Source organism: Acinetobacter sp. FL (assembly GCF_040744925.1).
GTDB classification, from domain to species: domain Bacteria; phylum Pseudomonadota; class Gammaproteobacteria; order Pseudomonadales; family Moraxellaceae; genus Acinetobacter; species Acinetobacter radioresistens.
The window spans coordinates 2,298,769-2,317,874 of the sequence record NZ_CP160437.1; the positions used below are offsets into that span (position 1 = coordinate 2,298,769).

At 43.1% G+C, this 19,106-nt stretch carries 18 protein-coding genes, 1 other RNA gene and 1 pseudogene; 8 read left to right on the forward strand and 12 right to left on the reverse strand.

Annotated elements, in window-relative coordinates:
• Positions 1-17: 17 nt before the first annotated feature.
• The gene (locus tag ABZP31_RS10745; RefSeq protein WP_367156798.1) at positions 18-3,071 is read right to left on the reverse strand and encodes a LysM peptidoglycan-binding domain-containing protein; all 3,054 of its coding nucleotides are present in this window, start codon (positions 3,069-3,071) and stop codon (positions 18-20) included.
• 221 nt (positions 3,072-3,292) lie between these two features.
• On the opposite strand from ABZP31_RS10745, the gene dnaQ reads away from it, so the two are divergent.
• The 3 genes from dnaQ to nudC all read left to right on the forward strand — a co-directional run bounded on the left by dnaQ (position 3,293) and on the right by nudC (position 7,197).
• Entirely contained in the window at positions 3,293-4,660 is a 1,368-nt protein-coding gene (gene dnaQ / locus ABZP31_RS10750; RefSeq protein WP_005027195.1) for a DNA polymerase III subunit epsilon, read from the forward strand.
• Positions 4,661-4,794: 134 nt separating this feature from the next.
• Entirely contained in the window at positions 4,795-6,438 is a 1,644-nt protein-coding gene (locus ABZP31_RS10755; RefSeq protein WP_005027196.1) for a hypothetical protein, read from the forward strand.
• Positions 6,439-7,197: an NAD(+) diphosphatase gene (gene nudC, locus ABZP31_RS10760; RefSeq protein WP_005027199.1), complete on the forward strand. Its 759-nt coding sequence runs from the start codon at positions 6,439-6,441 to the stop codon at positions 7,195-7,197.
• 10 nt (positions 7,198-7,207) lie between these two features.
• Here the strand turns inward: nudC and ABZP31_RS10765 are convergent, their stop codons facing one another.
• The 4 genes from ABZP31_RS10765 to ABZP31_RS10780 form a co-directional block, all read right to left on the reverse strand.
• Positions 7,208-8,080, reverse strand: a complete 873-nt coding sequence (locus ABZP31_RS10765; protein ID WP_367156799.1) for an alpha/beta hydrolase — start codon at positions 8,078-8,080, stop codon at positions 7,208-7,210.
• A gap of 5 nt (positions 8,081-8,085) precedes the next feature.
• Positions 8,086-8,781, reverse strand: coding sequence for a BON domain-containing protein (locus ABZP31_RS10770; protein ID WP_005027202.1), 696 nt, complete (start codon positions 8,779-8,781; stop codon positions 8,086-8,088).
• Positions 8,782-8,862: 81 nt separating this feature from the next.
• Positions 8,863-9,267, reverse strand: coding sequence for a YraN family protein (locus tag ABZP31_RS10775; protein ID WP_005027205.1), 405 nt, complete (start codon positions 9,265-9,267; stop codon positions 8,863-8,865).
• Between the two features lie 20 nt (positions 9,268-9,287).
• On the reverse strand, positions 9,288-10,238 hold the full coding sequence (locus ABZP31_RS10780) for a penicillin-binding protein activator (protein WP_005027209.1): 951 nt from the start codon (positions 10,236-10,238) through the stop codon (positions 9,288-9,290).
• 12 nt (positions 10,239-10,250) lie between these two features.
• Here ABZP31_RS10780 and rsmI point away from each other — a divergent pair, with 12 nt between their 5' ends.
• Positions 10,251-11,093 (forward strand): 16S rRNA (cytidine(1402)-2'-O)-methyltransferase, encoded by an 843-nt coding sequence (gene rsmI, locus ABZP31_RS10785; protein ID WP_005406719.1) that lies wholly within the window; start codon positions 10,251-10,253, stop codon positions 11,091-11,093.
• Positions 11,094-11,167: 74 nt separating this feature from the next.
• Here rsmI and ABZP31_RS10790 read toward each other — a convergent pair whose 3' ends face one another.
• The 5 genes from ABZP31_RS10790 to ABZP31_RS10810 all read right to left on the reverse strand — a co-directional run bounded on the left by ABZP31_RS10790 (position 11,168) and on the right by ABZP31_RS10810 (position 16,073).
• A complete protein-coding gene (locus tag ABZP31_RS10790) occupies positions 11,168-11,428 on the reverse strand; it encodes a hypothetical protein (RefSeq protein ID WP_005019153.1) in 261 nt (86 codons plus the stop codon).
• A 147-nt stretch (positions 11,429-11,575) separates the two neighbouring features.
• Positions 11,576-12,817, reverse strand: coding sequence for an FAD-dependent monooxygenase (locus tag ABZP31_RS10795; protein WP_034679771.1), 1,242 nt, complete (start codon positions 12,815-12,817; stop codon positions 11,576-11,578).
• The gene (gene ubiH / locus ABZP31_RS10800) at positions 12,814-14,022 is read right to left on the reverse strand and encodes a 2-octaprenyl-6-methoxyphenyl hydroxylase (protein WP_034679772.1); all 1,209 of its coding nucleotides are present in this window, start codon (positions 14,020-14,022) and stop codon (positions 12,814-12,816) included. Before ubiH ends, ABZP31_RS10795 begins: the two co-directional genes overlap by 4 nt.
• 24 nt (positions 14,023-14,046) lie before the next feature.
• Positions 14,047-15,372: a Xaa-Pro aminopeptidase gene (gene pepP, locus ABZP31_RS10805; RefSeq protein ID WP_034679824.1), complete on the reverse strand. Its 1,326-nt coding sequence runs from the start codon at positions 15,370-15,372 to the stop codon at positions 14,047-14,049.
• Between the two features lie 71 nt (positions 15,373-15,443).
• Positions 15,444-16,073 (reverse strand): UPF0149 family protein, encoded by a 630-nt coding sequence (locus tag ABZP31_RS10810; RefSeq protein ID WP_005027221.1) that lies wholly within the window; start codon positions 16,071-16,073, stop codon positions 15,444-15,446.
• A 64-nt stretch (positions 16,074-16,137) separates the two neighbouring features.
• Between ABZP31_RS10810 and ABZP31_RS10815 the strand changes: the two genes are divergently transcribed.
• The 3 genes from ABZP31_RS10815 (at position 16,138) to ssrS (ending at position 17,264) form a co-directional block, all read left to right on the forward strand.
• The gene (locus ABZP31_RS10815; protein ID WP_034679775.1) at positions 16,138-16,698 is read left to right on the forward strand and encodes a hypothetical protein; all 561 of its coding nucleotides are present in this window, start codon (positions 16,138-16,140) and stop codon (positions 16,696-16,698) included.
• Positions 16,695-16,979, forward strand: coding sequence for a cell division protein ZapA (locus ABZP31_RS10820; protein WP_005019143.1), 285 nt, complete (start codon positions 16,695-16,697; stop codon positions 16,977-16,979). Before ABZP31_RS10815 ends, ABZP31_RS10820 begins: the two co-directional genes overlap by 4 nt.
• Positions 16,980-17,080: 101 nt before the next feature.
• Positions 17,081-17,264, forward strand: a non-coding RNA gene (gene ssrS, locus ABZP31_RS10825) — 6S RNA.
• A 42-nt stretch (positions 17,265-17,306) separates the two neighbouring features.
• Here ssrS and ABZP31_RS10830 read toward each other — a convergent pair.
• Positions 17,307-17,777 (reverse strand): Lrp/AsnC family transcriptional regulator, encoded by a 471-nt coding sequence (locus ABZP31_RS10830; protein ID WP_034679778.1) that lies wholly within the window; start codon positions 17,775-17,777, stop codon positions 17,307-17,309.
• Positions 17,778-17,915: 138 nt separating this feature from the next.
• Here ABZP31_RS10830 and ABZP31_RS10835 point away from each other — a divergent pair.
• Positions 17,916-18,047: pseudogene (locus ABZP31_RS10835) on the forward strand (LysE family translocator); the annotation flags it as partial.
• Between the two features lie 7 nt (positions 18,048-18,054).
• Here the strand turns inward: ABZP31_RS10835 and ABZP31_RS10840 are convergent.
• A complete protein-coding gene (locus tag ABZP31_RS10840; RefSeq protein WP_014538385.1) occupies positions 18,055-19,023 on the reverse strand; it encodes an IS30 family transposase in 969 nt (322 codons plus the stop codon).
• Positions 19,024-19,106 lie beyond the last annotated feature (83 nt).

The following is a 19,106-nucleotide window of genomic DNA, read 5'->3' on the forward strand; positions in this document are numbered from 1 at the left end:
CTGTTCAGGTTTTTTTATTATAGATTTGGTACTTTAATCACTTCACCGATACGAAGCTGCGTACTTGGCTGAATATCATTCATTTCTGCCAGTTCACTCGTATTCATACCATATTTGTTTGCCAGACCAATTAATGTATCCCCACGTTTTACCGTATATGAAGTTACTGTTTTTGGAATCAGCAAGTTCTGACCACGTAAAAGACCAGCACGTGACTCCAGATTATTTAACTCTGCCAGCTCTTTAACCGAAATACCGACACGGCTGGCAATGGTATTCAGAGACTCTCCATTTTTTACGGTATAACGCTCAGTATCACGATGACTGCCAGAAGAATTATTTTTACTGTTCTTTGCAGTTACTGTTTCTTTCTCTACAGGTGCAGGTGATACTGGCAGTTCTCCATCAAGCTTGATTTTCTGGCCGACACGCAAGCCTGAATTACGGTTAAGTCCATTTAGGCCTGCCAGAAAATTAACCTGTAAATGATATTTTCCGGCAACTGATGTAAGAGTATCGCCCGGCTGAACAATATATTCATCCGGCATGCTTGCCCCAGCCGGAACTTTTAAAGTCTGGCCAATACGGACTCCACTACCGGTATTGATATTATTAAGCTGTGCCAGCTCGCTTACAGACACTTTAGATTGTGCTGCAATACTGGTGAGAGTATCGCCACGCTGTACCTTATAACTTTCAGTCTTATAATTCGTACTGACTTTGATATTGTCATTCAAAGTTGTTTTCTTATCTTCTTTAGTTTCGACTTTAGCAGAAACACTGGTCTCCTCTACAGGAACATTGATTCTCTGACCTACCAGCAGGCTGCTGGTTGAAGTCAGGCCAGGTGTTAAATCTGCCAATTCCTGATTAGATAATGCATAACGTTCAGCAATCATTTTCAGATATTCGCCACGTTTAACAGTGTAACTCTTGGTCTTGATCCGCTGTTCTGCGGTTACTCTGGTGTCAGCCACCTTAACAGGTTTTGCCACAGCTGCATTCGGATTATCTTTCAACTGAAGTTTCTGTCCTACAAACAGACCACTAGTTACAGAGAGATTATTCCAGTCGGCCAGTTGTTTCAATGAGAGACCAAACTGGTCAGCAACGCTGGTCAGACTATCATTGGCTTTGACCAGGTAAGTTTCCGGTTTGCTGGCTTTTACAGTTTTTTCTTCAACTTTTTGTGGAATGGCATCGTACAGGTATAAAGAAGTTCCTACATATAAGGTAGCACTTGGGTCAATCTGGTTCCATTTCGCCACATCACGCCAGCTTACCCCATTTTTCATGGCAATTACTGCAAGGGTATCACCTGGCTGAACCGTATAGGTACTGCGCTTGCCCTTTGGTGGTATAACTACAATTTCGCTGTCAGTCTTAATATAGTCTTTGCCCTTGTTGCGCTCTAACTCTTCCGAATTTGCCAGGGTATTTTCCGCCACGGCTTTTGGATAAGAGAATCCACGCTTAACCTCTTTACCCTGCTGTTCGGCTACTGAGAGACTAGTCTGGATAGCTGTCAGTTTAATCTTGCCATCATATGGATCAACAATTTCTGTACCTTGCGGAGCCAAGGCTTTTAGCTCAGCAACTACTTCATCTTTTTCAGCCTGGCTGGCTTGAGGCTGGAGTACCTCTTCAACTGACTTTTTCTCACCTTCAGCCTTAACCAGAGCCAGAATCTGGTCACGTTCAGTTTGTGAAATTGGTGGCTCTACACGTACCGGTGTAATATTTGCCGCTGGTGTCACTGCAACAGGTATACGCGGAGCACTTGGTATGTCTGCTTTTGCTGCAAATGAAGCCAGAGCATCCGAACCTTTAGGTGTTGAGACTTTAGCTGTAGTTGTTTTACTGCTATTACTTGCCAACACAGGTGCAGAGCTTAATGAAGATGAAGGAACTGTTGCAGAAGCAGCTGGAGTTACCCTGGTCTGGACTCTTACCGATGATGCGGGCTTAGAAGCTACTGGCGGCTGGTTGCTTGCCCATAGCCCTCCTGAACCTGAATTCAGGCTGCGCAGCTTTGTATCAATTGCCGGACTAAGATCAGCTGGAATCAGAATACGCATCGGGCTGGCCGGATCTACATATTCACCGCGATGGCCGGGATTCAAGGCATAAAGTTCGGCACGGCTTAGGCCAGTAATAGAAGAAACCTGATTTAACCCGACTCCGCCATTTAAATTAACTTCGCGGAAGTGTGGACGGTTAGCAATTGGCGGTAAAGATACCCCATATGCTGACGGGTTTTTAATAATCTGTGCTACTGCCAAGAAACGTGGAACATAATTCATGGTTTCCTGTGGCAGTTTAAGCGACCAGTAATCAGTAGGTAAGCCTGCAGCACGGTTACGGTTAATGGCCTGCTGGATGCGACCCGGCCCGGCATTATAGGCAGCCAGTGCCAATTCCCAGGAACCGAACTGATTATACAGGCTGCCTAAGAACTCATAGGCTGCACGAGTCGATTCAACCACATCTCGACGGCCATCATATAGTGAAGTCTGCTTCAGACCATAAATTTTACCGGTGCTTGGAATAAACTGCCATAAACCTGCTGCTGCTGCACTACTGGTCGCTGCCGGGTCATAGGAGCTTTCAATGACTGGTAATAGGGCCAATTCAGTTGGCAGACCACGACGCTCGGCTTCTTTTACGGTATGGTACAAATAGCGGCTGGCACGTGCACTTAGACGGTCAAGATAAGGCTGACGTGAAATAAACCAGCTACGCTGTGCCTCAATACGTGAGTCCCAGTGATTTAAATCCATCTTGAAGCCTACAGTCATCCGCTTCCACACATCACCGTGCTTGAGAATCAGCAGACGATCGCCTTCGACAGCGCGCATATCAGTCGCAGAAAGCAGATCTTCAAGTGAATCCAGACTGCTGGCATCTAAAAGACCGGACCCAACCTGGTTTGATTTTATTGTTTTTGAATTCGCGGGAGTTGATGAACAGCCTGTCGTCATCCCGAGTGCTGCAATAGCAGAGCCAAGTAGAGTAATTTTAAACAAGATTGACGCAGAAGGCTGCCACACTGCTGTGGTTGGTTTATACATAAAAAATTCCAAACAACTCGCACAAAGTTTATTTTTTAAATAAGCCATTGTAGTGATGACTGCCAATGACACAAGGCAATAATTTAGCGCGATTCCACCTGAAATGTTACAAGAAATTAAAATTTCCCTTTAACAGCAGGTCGTCTTCCAGTTTTTGTGTATACAATAGAAGTCTCAGGTATGTATTTTCCCCTTGTATTTTTTTGACAGGTTTCTGATTTATGTCTCAAACAATCACACTCTATGTAGATGGTGCTTGCCGCGGTAATCCCGGCTTAGGTGGATGGGGTGCATATATCATTACCGAGCAGGAAGAACATAAAATCTGTGGCGGTGAACCCCTTACTACCAATAACCGTATGGAATTGACTGCTGCAATTGAAGGCATTTCATTCTGCCCAAAAGATGCCAAGCTTGTCATTTGGACAGACTCTAACTATGTCAAAAAGGGTATTACCGAATGGATTCAAGGCTGGAAAAAGAAAAACTGGAAAGACGTCAAAAATCCTGACTTATGGCAAAAACTGGATGCAACCTGCCAAGGACGCGAAATCGAATGGAATTGGATTAAGGGACATGCTGGCCATGCAGGCAATGAAATGGCAGACCAGCTGGCAAATTTAGGTGCAGATCAAATCATGCAAGGCATCAGTACCCCGGTTCAGGCACAGCTCAATAGTGAGCATACATCAGAAAAAAAGTCTGAAAGCGACTGGTTACTGGATGATCCGTTAGGCTTCGATTTACTTGAATCAGAACCGGAGCATATAGAAGAGTCGACTCTGTTATTGCCAGATCAGGTTGAATTAATGGATGATGAATTAGCTACTGAAATAGAGACGGCTGAGTCAAGCCATCCATATGTAGTCACTACTGAAGCGACCTTGGAGCTACATGGTCCGCGCCAGCTGATTCTTGATACGGAGACTACTGGTTTTTATTTCCAGGATGGAGACCGGATTATTGAAGTCGGTGCCATTGAAATGGTAAATCGTAAACTTACCGGCAGCTCAATCCATATTTATATCAATCCGGAAAAACCGGTGGGTGACTCAGTAGACATTCACGGTATTACTGATGAATTCTTGCAGGATAAGCCACGTTATGCGGAAATTGCAGAGGTTCTTTTTAATTATTTAAAAGGTGCCGAGATTATTGCCCATAATGCCAGCTTCGATATGAACTTCCTTGATATGGAGTTCAAACGCGCAGGATTCCCTGCATTATCTGAAGTGTGTGAAGTAACTGATACCCTGGCACTAGCTAAAAGCAAGCATCCCGGACAGAAGAACTCGCTGGATGCTCTGGTTCGCCGTTATGAAATTCCAGCACGAGACCGTACTTTTCACGGTGCTTTGCTCGATGCCGAGATCTTGTCCGATGTATATCTGGCCATGACAGGTGGACAAGTATCCTTTGATATGGATGCCCTGTCTCAAAGCGAAATAAGTCAGTCACAGGCTTCACGACAAGTAATCAATGTTGATTTGCCCGTAATTATGCCTTCACCCGAAGAGCTTGCGGCTCATGAAGAGTGGGTTCAACACTATCAGGAAAAGAATGGCGAACCCTGTTTATTTGCCCGATAAAAAAAACCACATAAAGTGTTATTTTTTGTATATAAACCTTTTCTAGTTAAGTTATATTAATCTCTAGAAGTAAGGCGGTTATTTATACCAGTCCTTACATGAACAGATATAACACTAGGAAAGGTGCAGATCACATGTCTTACCAAACCTCGATTCATTTTGATCCAACTGCATTACTGATAATAAAAAATGAAATCGACAACTCTATAAAACTGGTTGAATCCGCTGTAAGCACCTTGGCAGAGGATCAGAGTTTACCTTTTGGTATTGAGGATACCCTAGCGCAGTTTCAGCAATGCGCACATGTACTTGCACTGATTGATATACCACATCTGGCCCAGATTGCAGCTTACTCTGCAGAACTGATGCGCAAGATTATGAGCGATCCACAACATATTGATCATGACCAGGTGGTGGCGCTCAGTGAGGGTACAACCATGCTCAAACGCTATGTTGAGTTTATTTGCCTGCGTGAAGTCAAAGTTCCCCAATTTCTACTGGATACATTGAATCAACTTGAAAAAGCACTGGATAAGCCTCTAACCCGTGAAGGTCAGCCACTGGTTCCACTGCTCGACTTTATGTCACCTGAGTTTAAACTGCCTGCTGCGCCACATCTGGAACAATCCAGCTATGTACACCAGCTTTATAAAATGTGTTTGAACAGAATATTAAAACAGCAGGAAACCGAGCTCGATTTACAAGGCATTAAACTGGTAGGAGCATATCTGGCATTTCTAGCCAATAACCAGCCTAGTCAACAGTACTGGAATCTGGTGTATATGGCCTTTAACCAGATAGAAAAACTGATTTTAAATGAACCGCGCCTGCGCACCTTAATCCGTATTGAAACCAGTATTGATAAGTTTTTAACACAACCAGACAGCTTTAGCCCATCAATTGAAGATCTGGCTGACATAGTGGTACTGTGTATTAGTCAAGAAGATACACTGTCGCAACATGTCCGTGAACAGCTCAATATTGGTGATGAAATCTTGACTGATACTCAGCTTCAGGTACTGAGCCGTCATCTGTTCGGACCGGACTATGAAACCATTCATGCAATTACTGATCTGATCACCACCCAGATGGCCCAGATTCGTCATGATATTGAATACAATTATCAGAATATGTCGCCAGAAAAAAGTCAGGATATTCAGCAGAACCTGCTGATGCTGGCCAATATTTTCAAACTGCTGAACCTGAATGAAGCTTATATAGAGTTAACGCAGCAGGCTCGGGCTTTAAGTCAGCCGAACGTTCTGACAGATGAAAACTATGCCCAACAGCTCATGAACAGTATTTTATCGGCAATGAACTCTATTGGAATACTGGAACGCCACCACACCTCCAGCCGCCTGCAAATTCGTGTAAATAACATGAGTATCTCTCTGGACAGGCTTGATGAAGCTCATGAAATGCTTTTAACCGAGACCAAATCACTCATCGATTTGGCCAGCCAGAGCCTTACCCTTTATCTGCAAGACCCGAACACCTTAAACATTGAAGGGGTATGTAACCAGTTTAAGGAAATTTCTGGTGCCGTTTTATTCTTGGGAATGGAAAAATGTCAACAGGCTTTACTTGAAGGGGCGCGGTTTCTGGAACATTCAAACAAACATGCGCTGGTTATTGAAGCCCAGCATATTGAAGATCTGCTCAATATTCTGGCGAGCGCCGATATGCTGATTGAAAATTTAAAAAACAAACAGCCTGTTTTAGCCTCGATGTTTAATGTAGCATTAGCAAGTAGTCAAAAACTTGTTGCCGCTGCCTAAATGTCTGAACTATCACTTGCTTACATCTTTCATGAACAACAGTTGTTAGTTGATGAAAACTTCCAGCTTCCTGAGGTCGAGAAGCTGGAAGATGATCTTGATTTTATTCCGGGCGATCAGATCATTGCCCGTGATCTTCTTGATATAGACGCTATTCCTGAAGGTCTGCATCTGGTTCCGATCCGGCAATTGATCAGTTTATGGAGCCGTATGCAGTTTGAACAGGCCAGCCGTGCTGTGCAGCTATTAGAATGGCGTCGTAATCATAAATTTTGTAGCCACTGTGGACATGAAACAGAGGTCCATCCTCTCGAATACGCCATGATCTGCCCTACTTGCCGTTATCGGCAATATCCACGTGTACAACCTTGCGTGATTACAATTATTACTCGCGGCGAAGATGAAATTCTGCTGGCGCAGTCTGTACGCAATAAAGGCAAAATGTACGGATTGATTGCTGGTTTTGTCGAGGTAGGTGAAACGCTAGAAGATGCAGTACGTCGTGAAACTTTAGAAGAGGTAGGCCTGCACCTGAAGAACATCCGGTATCTGGCCAGCCAGCCTTGGCCATTTCCCAGCAATCTGATGCTGGCTTTTCATGCTGAATATGAGTCGGGTGACATCAAGCTTCAGGAAGAAGAAATCAGTGATGCCCGTTTTTTCAAATTTGATGAGTTACCAGAAATTCCGTTCAAAGGCAGTATTGCCCATTCCATGATTATGCACGTACTTCATGGAACGCCAATTATTGAATATTAAAAAAGGCCAGTTAACTGGCCTTGAGTGCTTCATCAAGAAAGTTAAGTATGCTTTGCTTGGTTTGAAAGTGCCAACTGAACAGACTCGATAAGCTCCCTAAAACTGTAATATGTCCAGTTTTAGGGATCATCACGATCTGGCTATAATTGCCACACTGTCGTAATTGCTGGTCCAAGTCATCACTATTACTTTTTTTAACGACCTGATCATTCTCAGCTACAACCAGACAGTGCCGGATCGGGTTATGGTCAACAAAGTAATAAGGCATGACCTCATGATAAGGAATGTTTTGGTCAAACGCATCCTGAGCAATTGGATCACCCTTATAATCAAAATGATAAGGGCCGGCGATTCCAATTACTGCCTTGATTTTTGAACGGCACTCCAAGGTATAGGGTGTAGGATGATAGATTGCCGACATTACATTAAATGCGCCTGCAGAGTGTCCCATCAGAATCAGCTGTTCAGTTAAAATATGCAAGTCCTGCTGATGCTGGTCCAGATAGTTTAATGCCAGGGTCAGATCATCAATATAGCTCGGAAAAATATGCTGGGGGGCCAGATGATAGTTTAAAACTACTACATCATAGCCTTCGCGTGTAAATGCTTCGCCGATAAACACATAATCCTTTTTATCTCCATGCTGCCAAGCTCCTCCATGTACAAAGACAATTAGCGGACGTTGAGGCAGTGGATGTTTAGTACGATAAATATCAAGAAGCTGTCTAGCTTTTGTGCCATATGCTATATCTTGGTTCAATTCAAAAGACTGTCTAGGCGTCAGATGATTGAGCATATAACTAGCCGCGTCATACAGGCGAAACTCCTGATAACGAAGCTTCGCCTGTGTAGTTAAACGCTGTAAATTTTGAAGAATCTGCATAAGATTTACTGAATAGAGACCGGTTCAGGCTGATCAGGATCAATGGCAACAGGAGTTTCGACTTCCGGTGCTGCATAGTTGTTTGCTACTGGACTTGCGAGAGAAGAACTGGCAACTGGGCCTGAACCCTGCTCGACATTATCAATCAGGGTAACGATTTTGGTAATATTGCCTACCTGCTGTAAAACCTGATTAAGATCATTTATTTCAGCATTATTCAGACGACCCATTACATAAAGTACGCCATCTTCTGTATGCACCAGTACTTTGCTGTCAGAGACCATTTTGGCCTTCATAATCAGTCCGCGCGTATTTGCGGTAACGGCTGCGTCCTGCATGATAGTGTTATAACCGACTTTATCACCCACTGTAATATAGTTATGCACGGTTTTGACATCAGACATGGCACGCACATTGTCCTCTGCTAGCTGTTTCAGATAAACATCAGGTACTTGTCCTGTAAGCAGGACATTGCCATGAAAGCTTTCGACATTAATACGTGACTGTTTAAAGCGGGGATCAAGTTTATAAAGATTAATATTGGCAGTACGTTCAATTGAAGAATCAATAAAAACTTGTCCCAATGAACGCACACCACTATCAGTACCAACAGGAGTAGCACCAGTACCATTTGAAATAAAGCTTGCGCATCCAGATAAGCTTGCCACACATAGCAAAGCCAAAGTGAAACGATTAAACACTCAGCAAGACTCCCTAATTTTTAGATCTGATCTTTATTGACAGGTTCATTTTCCCAGACTGTATGACAGAGTAAAGAACTCTCAATCTAAAGTAAATGCATTTTCAATCCACTCAAGATCATACGGTAGCTTATAAAAGTCTTGCTGTACCTTTTTTGCAATTTGTGTAGAGAAGTTAAAGCAAATCACGTCAAAACGGCAGTAATAATTTTCATAAACAGGATGTTGGCTTATAAAAGACATTGCCGTCTGAATAATCTTTTTTTGTTTACTTCTGGAAATGACTTCTTGGGCACGTCCATAACCTGTCATACTACGGGCTTTGACTTCAACAAATATTAGTTCCTGGTTCCGGCATACAATCAGATCTATTTCTCCGTACCGGGAATGATAATTCTGATTCAAAAATACAAAGCCCTGCTGCTCTAGAAATATCTTGGCCTGCTGCTCAGCCCACTGCCCTAACTGTTTAGTAAAAGTAACCATTTTTATAATAATCAAAGATTTTATAATGCTATTCGCTGCAACTTACCCTGCACCTGCTGATAACATTGTGGAGTGCGCTTTATCTGCCGGGTCTCTACATGGATCTGTCCTGTTCGTCCTTCAAAACTGAAGTCACCTATGGGAATATTTTTGGGCTGCTGTAAGTAATGCTCTGCCAAAGTCCATGCATCTCCACCAAAAGCCAGTAGACGCTGATAAGCCATGTTAACCGGCTGCTGCTGATAAGCTATGATCATTTCTGGCCATTTTGCTTCATAAAGTGCCGGAGCATCACAGAATTTCAAGCCCTCCGGAATTTTTGCTCCCTCTTCAATCGCAATCGCATGGGCATAAATACCTGTTTTTGGTAATTTAACCATGCTATTGAGCCAGTCAGTCTTACCCAGCAGTAAAAGTGCCTGCTGTTTCGGCAGTTTTTTAGGCAAAACTTCAATGATCTGAACCGGATAATCCAGTTGTGACATCAGTGCAATTAAAAAGATTTCACTATCTGCTTCTATGCCCGGTTCTCTTAAAACTGACACCTGACGGATATTGTCACGAAGCATAAGCGCGGCCATAGTAGCTGCATCTGCATTTTTAGACAGGCTAAACTGTAATACCTTGTTATGATGCTGCCCAATTTCATTTAAAGCCAGTACCTGTACTTTTGGATTAAGCCTGACGGCCTCTTCTACTTTTTCACGGCTCAATGGCCCTACAACTAGCCGAGTCTTGGGTTTTATATGTTTGGCGAACAGGCTTTTCATGTTTTGTCCGTATGAGTTTACAAATTTAAGCTGTTCTTGACTGCCAGATGCTTCATAAGCACTCATAAACCCCTGCTTCACACTGGAGGCAGCTCGCGCGAGCGGGCCGGTTTCAGGTAGAATAACCAGAACTTCTGCCTGCACTGTCTGCATGAAGCTGAACAAACTGATCAACAGCAAAACTTTTTTATTATTAATCATGGAACCACCCTTATGAGTGCTCAATTATTTGTAGTGGCAACGCCGATTGGGCACCTGGATGATATGACCTATCGAGCAATTGATGTTCTTAAATCTGTAGCTCTGATCGCAGCAGAAGATACACGACAGTCTGCCCAATTATTAAAACATTATAATATAACCACGCCTCTTACTGCATGTCATGATCATAATGAAAATAATAAAATTGATTATTTAATTGAAAAATTACAATCAGGTGAAAATATGGCGCTGATCAGTGATGCAGGTACTCCCCTGATCAGTGACCCTGGTTTTAAACTGGTACGTGCGGCTCAAGAAAAAGGTATTCGAGTGATACCGGTGCCTGGCGCCTGTGCTGCAATTGCAGCCTTAAGTGCAGTTGGTCTGCCTAGTGACCGTTTCAGTTTTGAAGGTTTCTTGCCCTCCAAGTCTTCACAGCGTCTGGCGCAGCTGGAAAAACTGAAAGATGAAACGCAAACTTTAATTTTTTATGAAGCACCTCACCGTATTTTGGACAGCATCCAGGATATGGCAAAGGTATTTGGGTCAGAGCGTCCGGTCGGTTTTGCACGGGAAATTACCAAAACCTTTGAAACCATCAAAAAAATGACCCTAGGTGAACTGGTCACTTTTATTGAAGCAGACCATCATCAGCAAAAGGGTGAAATTGTCGTTGTGGTAGGAGGCTCTATCCAGCAAAAAGATATTGATCAAGAGAAACTCGACCAGCTTCTGAGCCGCCTGCTTCAGGATTTATCAGTTAAAGCTGCTTCTCAACTTGCTGCGGACTTGACTGGTATTAAAAAGAAAGTGGCTTACCAGCGCGCCTTGGAATTGCAGTCTCAAACCGGATAGGTTATTGAAATTAATGTCCTAACTAAAAAAGCATCACGAATGATGCTTTTTTAGATTAACTCTGTTCAATGCGATTAGCTGCGTACACCTTCATCAGGCGGGACTTCAGTAATTTTCCCACCACTTGCCAAAAAGCGTGCTATTTCATCTTCCAAAGCTTGACGTTTCTTCTGCTTTGCAGTGACGGTCAGAGTTTCAGCTTCCGCCAGATCTGTGTCGTTAAGAACCGCTTCTTCGTCAACTGCACCTTTCTCAGCTGCTTTTGCTTCGTCTTCATCGACTGCTACATCTTCTACATCATCATAATCATTCATATCTGTTTTCTCACTCCCCATAAATGCCTATATTCCATGGTGAACCGTGGTAATTTAGGTTGGAATTTAGCAATCTCTAGCGAATTCGCAAAGAGCCAAAAGCAGAAAAAACGTATCTTTTTTAATCAAATTCGTAATCAATTATAAAAGAAATGCACGAAAGTGTTTTTATTCGCCAGTTTTACAATAACGTGTATCTTTTAAGTGAATCAGGCCACTAGCTTGCATCATAAAAAGATCTTTAAATAATAGCTGCTGATTAACCTGCTTTTTCCCCAGATTTCGTGCCCAGATCACTGGAAACAGCTCTCGGGTTTCAAGCCAGCCCAACACTGACATGCCATGCATCATAGCTGCATTCTGTCCTTTACGGCGATGCTCATAACGTAGCAATGTCTGCTCATGTGCCCATACTCCCCGTTTAGCATCATGTAATAATGCATCACAAAGTATGGCAGCATCCAGACAACCAATATTTACTCCCTGACCGGCCAACGGATGGATCACGTGAGCAGCATCTCCTATCAATGCCAGTCCTTTTTTTACATAGCGCTGAGCGGAGCGCGCTTTTAAAGGAAAGCTGGCCCTTGAACGCACTATTTGAACTTCTCCCAGCATATGCTGACTTTCTTTAGTTAAAAGCCGGGCAAATTCTTCATCACTTAGAGCCGAATATTCATCGGCATAACCTTCTGGCAAAGTCCATACAATGGATTGCCAGTAGCCATATTCTTCAGGTTTTATACTGGCCATAGGCAGATAAGCCAGCGGGCCAGTGGGCAAAAAGATCTGGCGTGCTACGTGCTGATGTGGCTGGGCGGTTTTAATGGCACAGCTAACCGCTGATTGTTTGTAGTCCAGCACGTCCAGATCGATCATAGCCTGTTCACGTACAAAGGATTGAGCACCGTCTGCCCCGATCAGTAACCGGGTATATACTGCTGAACCATCAGCAAGCTGTAGATGCCAGCCATTTATACCCTGTTCAATGTGAGTGACTTTAATTTGGGTACGATAATCCTGTACATTTTCCAGCAATTTTTTCTGAATCGCAAGGTTGAGTATACTCGGCTCGACCATTGAGCCAAGCCACTGATCTTCTGGCGGAAAGGTCTGTGATTCATGACCAAAAGCTATTTCGCCATAGCCATTTTTATTCCAGACCTGCATACCGGTATAGGGCATATGTCTGACGATTTCTTTCCACACACCTACTGTTTTTAAAAGATGAATGGTCGCTTGGCTCAGTGCCAATACCCTGGGATTTACTACAGGCAATACCTGCGCTTCTGCCAAGACCGGTGCCGCATCCAGTACAGTAGGCTGAACTCCACCTTGCGCCAATAATAATGCTGTTAGACCACCAACCAGACCGCCACCGACAATAACCACATCTAGAATTTCACTCATGCTTTTAGCCCCATTGCATAATTGGCTACTAGAGGTTTTATTCCCGGGACTATATCAAAAGCAATCAGACCGGTATTGCGTAGCAGTTTCAGAACCGGATTCTGATTACTAAAACCTCGTACTACCGAATCACAAAACTTGATGACCCGTTGCTGGTCGGTCAGGCGGGCCTGTTCATAAGCTTTTAGAACTTCTAGCTCACCCAGATCATCAGATACTGTCAGATGACTGCCGAGAAAACGCAACAAGACATCCGCATCACGCAGGCACAGATTAAAACCTTGACCGGCCACAGGATGGAGTGTATGTGCAGCATTGCCCATCAAAACTACCCGGCCAACTGCCTGTTTATGGGCCAGAACCTGTGACAATGGATAACTGAAGCGTTTTCCGGTCTTTTCAAATTTCCCTGCCCGGTCACCATAAGTCTGTTGTAAGGCATTTAAAAAATGCTGATCATTTTCTTCACCCAGCCACTCATGTTCAGTCCCCTTTTTGACTGGCCAGACCACAGAACGTCGATACTCACCCGGAAGTGGCAAGAGCGCCAACGGTCCTAAAGGACTAAAACGCTCAAAACCAACCTGACGGTGCGGTTTGGATGTCTGTACCGCGGTGACAATTGCCACCTGGTCATAATCATGCACATCTACACCAACACCCAAGGCCTGTCGGCAAAAAGAATCGCGGCCATCAGCAGCAATCACCAGTTTTGAAGTAAGTTGCAGTTCTTGACCTTCTCGTTCTGCCTTAATGTAGACCTGTTCTGTATCTTGAGTTAATGCCTTAACCTGTACTCCATCAATTAATTCTATCAAAGGTTGCTGGCGCACTTGAGTTAGAAGTACCCGTCCAAGCCAGGCATTCTCAATCACCTGTCCAAAGCTCTCAACATTTTCCTGCTCAGCTTTCAGACGAGCCTTACCAAAACTTCCCTGTTCTGTAATATGAACTTCCAGAATAGGTGTAGCATGCTGTTGAAGAGCCTCCCACAGCCCTAACTTCTGGTAAATCTGTACACTCCGGCGTGAAAGTGCCGTATTACGTGCATCGAAACTTGAGTGATAGGGAACACTTTCTGTATCGGTGTAGTCAGGGTAGCGAATAGCTTCGAGCAACTTGACTCTGATTTTGGCTTTAGCCAACATTAAAGCAAGACTTAAGCCGACCATCCCCCCACCAACAATAATCACTTGTTGCTGCATAACAGTTTCCTTATTTCTGGCAGATTAATGCTGGGCCTGAGCCATTAAATGCTCAATGTCTGCAACTGTTTTTACGACTTCGGCTGTTAAAATCAGTGGACCATGTTCTGTAGCCACTACATCGTCCTCAATGCGGATCCCAATACCCCGCCATTTTTTGTCTACGGTTTCATCGTCTGGAGCAATGTACAATCCGGGCTCAACAGTAACCACCATACCAGCTTCATAACTGCGCCACTCCCCATCTTTCTTATAAGACCCGACATCATGCACATCCATCCCCAGCCAGTGGCCGGTACCATGCACATAGAACTGGCGGTAAGCTTCAGTTTCGATCAGTTCATCTACATTACCTTTTAAAAGTCCGAGTGCTACCAGACCTTCTGTAAGGATACAAACTGCACGCTCATGCGGTTCACGGTAAGAATTCCCGATACGTACTGCGTCAATAGCAGCCAGCTGAGCTTTTAATACAATTTCATACAAGACTTTCTGTTCAGGGCTAAATTTACCATTTACCGGAAATGTACGGGTAATATCAGAGGCATAATGCTCATATTCACAAGCGGCATCGATCAGTACCAGATCACCATCTTTAAGTGGCTGGTTATTTTCTACATAATGTAAAATACAGCCATTAGCTCCACCACCGACAATGCTGTTATAGGACGGTACGCAACCATGCTGGCCAAATACATAATTTAGCTCTGCTTCCAGAGCATATTCCATCATGCCCGGCCGTACCTGATGCATGGCACGAGTATGGGCCTGTGCACTAATTACAGATGCGGCTTGCATGATCTCAATTTCTTTGGCAGATTTGATCAGGCGCATTTCATCTAAAATACGGTCCAGCTGTAAAAGCTGTGATGGAGAGCCATCGCCACGACGCTGCTGGGTATCAGCCTGCTTAATCCATTGACTGACCCGGGCATCAAATTCGGCATTGTGTCCAATACGATAGTACAGACGTGCTTTATTCAGCAACTTTTCAATAATCTCTTCATCAAGCAGATCAATCGCATAAGCTTCATCAGCTTCATAATCTTCAATTGCGCCATCAATACCAGCACGGTATCCATTCCAGATTTCCATTTCCCGGTTACGTTCACGGCAAAACAGGCTGTAAGTGTAGTCATCTGCTGTCTCAAAGGTTTCAATGACTGCCACTGCTTCTGGTTCTGCAAACCCGGTCAGATAGTAAAAGCTGCTGTCGGCACGGAATTTATAGTCAGCATCCCGGTTACGGTAGGCGACCGGACTGGTGGCAATAATGGCGATACTGTTTGGCCCCATATGTACAGCCAGACAGTCGCGACGCTGTTGAAAGTCTTCTTGAGTCAGTTTTATCATGCTGGTAATCTTTAATTGTAAAGTATGGGATATAACACGGCTGGTATTAACCAAACACCAGGTCCGAGTTAACTCGGGCGGTGCGGCGTAAACATTTCAACTACATTTTGGCTATCAGATAAGGCGGTCTTTTTAGCCTGAGCCTGAACATGTTGCAATAATGAGCTTTCTGAGACTGTAATTTTTTTACGTCCAATCGAAAGGCTAACCGGTATCAGACGTACAAACTCATATAACTCCTGATAGCTTTCCTCGCCTTCTTCATCATCATCTGACTCTTCAAATTCAACTGCGGCTACATCCTGTAAGTGCTCAATCAGTTCTTTTTCGTCAGATCGAATATGCCCTGATGCAAGGCCAAACCCCAGCACTACACCTGCACACCAGTCTGCCAGTGCCTGTACCCGATCAGCCAGCATATGCTCATCATCAGGCAGTAAAGGTAAATAGTCGAGTTCATCTTCTGATAGCGCATGAAATACATCTTCTGCTTCCTCTGCCAGCATGGCCAGTGCTTCATCATTTAAAGCAGGTACATGAAGAGTTGCGAGAATATTCATCCACTCATCTCGAGTAGGCGCCTCTGTAACACAAACTATACCTGTGAGTAAGCCATGTAACTCACTTGGGCTCGAAATTTCTTCAATTCCATTAAATTGTTGCTGCCAGTCTGTCCAACCTGAAATATCGTCTTGCATTCGCTTTTCCAATCTTTATACTGCTTATATATTACCTTTGATTGCAATTCTGTGCGACCTCGTTATGTTAGAAGAATTACAGCGTCTACAGGCGCATATTGGTGTTTTAAAAACACGGCTTCATCATCTTGAGAGTGAAAATAGTTCGCTCGTTCAAGCCAAAGAAGAGAGTGATCAGCATCATCACGCTCAAGTTGTGCAAAAAAATGGCATCATTACCCAAAAACAAGAAGAAATTGACCAGTTGACAGAGAAACTGGGCAGTGTAGAAAGTCAGTTTAAACAGCTCAATACAGATGCCACTGCTTTGGCAGATCGGTATAGCCGTCTAGAAAAAAGCTGTACTGACCTTAAAAATCGTTTTCAGGAAATTTTAAGCGAACGGAATGAACTCCGTGCGACTAAAGAGCAGTTACAGGCCCAGCAACGTCAGGCCCAGCAGGAAATACATGATCTTCAGCAGGAGCGTGAGCGGCTGCTTCAGAAAAACGAACTGGCTAAACACAAGGTAGAAGCCATTATTCAGCGTCTGGCCATTTTAGGAACCAGTCAGGATCAGCATGCGCAGGAAATCCAGCAGCTTGCCCACCCAAACACGGATATGAGTGAGGAGTCTTCGACATGAGTGAACCGGTAATGGTTGAACTGCGTCTGATTGAACAGACTTTCCGGCTGGCAACTACTGCGGACAAAAAGGAAGAACTGGAGCGTGCCGGGCAATTGTTAAATGAAAAATTTCATGAAATACGCCGTAATGCTCCACGGACTGAACATAACAAACTGGTTATTATGGTAGCGCTTTCCCTAATGCAGGAAGTACTGACTTTAAATAAATCACTTCAGGAATATGCACACTGTGAACGTTTGCTGAGTACGATTATGCAAGATGTCGAGAAAATTGTCTGATATATACATGATTACGTATAAATACTCGTCAATTGAAAATTAACTTTACACTCCTAAAAGTTTATTCAATTGCCATCAGCTTCAGATCAGTTATACTTAACTTGTCTCTGAGATGTTCGCCAGCGAGTCTATTCCCCTGAGCCGATATCATCACTTTAGGATTGCGTTCTGCATATTTAGAGTGTATGCCTGCCCTAAGCAGGAAACCCAGCAAGTATGCGTCGCGTCCACCTTGAACTTTAGGGTTCAAGGGTAACGACATGCAGCGGCATCACCGGAGACACCAGTTTTCTCTAAAATAATTTAAGCTTTAATAATTTATAAAAACTATCTTTGACTTCTGACTGGAAAAGACAGAAAAGGTTTTATTTCTTTTAATACAAACATACTTTGCATTTCTTTTATACCCGGTAAACGTCTGATCACTGACATTGAAAATTCAGCGTAAGTATCCAGATCGGGAGAAACGACCTGTAATAAAAAATCTGCATCCCCACCAATACTATAACAAGCTACTACATGCTCTAAAGCGGTTACTTCTTCTTCAAATTTCCTTGCCTCTTTTTCACTATGGCTATCAATAGAAACCCTTATAAAAACCATCACACCCAGACCTATTTTCTTTCGGTCAATAAGCACGCCATAACCTTTAATAACTTGTGCTTCTTCTAGCTGCTTCACTCTTCTCCAGCACGGCGATGTTGACATGCCAATATATTCCGATAGTTCAGAATTGGTAATTCGTGAATCTGCCTGTAAACGCTCCAGAATTCTGGCATCTGTCTTATCGATTTGCATATAGGTATAATATTTCCAATAAATATAATAAAACTTAAATTTATACCTTAATTTTTAATTTTAATAGAATAAATAGATCATTTTTTTCTGTGATTTTATAGAAAAATAAAACCAGGTTCTTATTTGATTCTTTATAGTATGGATATTCTAACCCAGATTTTCACCTACAGTTTAACGCTAGCATTGGCAGCTTTCCTGCCTGGACCAGGCATGACAGGGTTAATGTTTAAGACACTTAGCCAAGGCTATTGGAGTGGCATATTGATGCTTGGCGAATTCAAACATGAGGTGCGACAGTTTGAAAAGTCTTATGATAATCAACAAGCTGAGCAAATTTCTCTAATGGTGTAAGCCAATCTAACGCTTTTCTAGGACGAGTATTCAGTGACATGGCAACTTGATTTAAATAATGCTGATCTGCCTGATTTAAATCAATCCCTTTAGGTAAATATTGCCTAATTAAACCATTCATATTTTCGCATGTGCCTTTTTGCCAGGGTGAATGTGGGTCACAGAAATATACATCTATGCCTAAATCTTCTTCAAGTATTTTATGTTCTGCCATCTCGCGTCCACGGTCATAGGTCAACGTTTTACGCAGTTCTGCAGGTAAATATTTCAGAGCTTCAGTTAAAGCCTTGCGCACTGATTCTGCCTTTGCATCAGGTAATGTTGCCAAGATACAGAGCCGTGTATTTCGTTCAATAAGTGTTGCTATCGAACTTTTATTGTCTTTACCTTTAATTAAATCAGCTTCCCAATGACCCGGTATTTTTCTTTCTTGAACTTCGGCTGGGCGCTCATGAATAGTTTTAATATCCTGTAATATAGAATCTTTTTTAGGTTCACCGTTAGCTTTTCGCTTTTTATTTTCATGACGCAGACAGGATAATAAGTCTTTTTTCAACTCACCCTTTGGTAATGCGCGTATCGTTGAATAAATCGTTGTATGGCTTACATTCATTGTTTGATCCAAATCAGGAAATGTCTTTAAACGCTTTGCTATTTGCTGAGGAGACCATAAACAACGGATCGCTTCAACAATAAATTTCCAGAGGATTGAATCGATTTTGAGTTTTCTGTGACCACGTCTACGTCTAGCGAAGGTGTTATCAGAAGCATATCGAGCTTGATAAACGTCATTGATGCTATTTCTTTTAAGCTCACGATAGATCGTACTAGGATGTCTTTTAATGAGTTCAGCAAATTTTCTGGCTGAAAAGCCTTCTTTTCTTGACTCAAGCATTAATGCAGTACGATCTTCAAAGTTAAGATGATGGTATGACAATTTTATATACTCCATAAACCCTTTAAATTAATTAGGTGGTT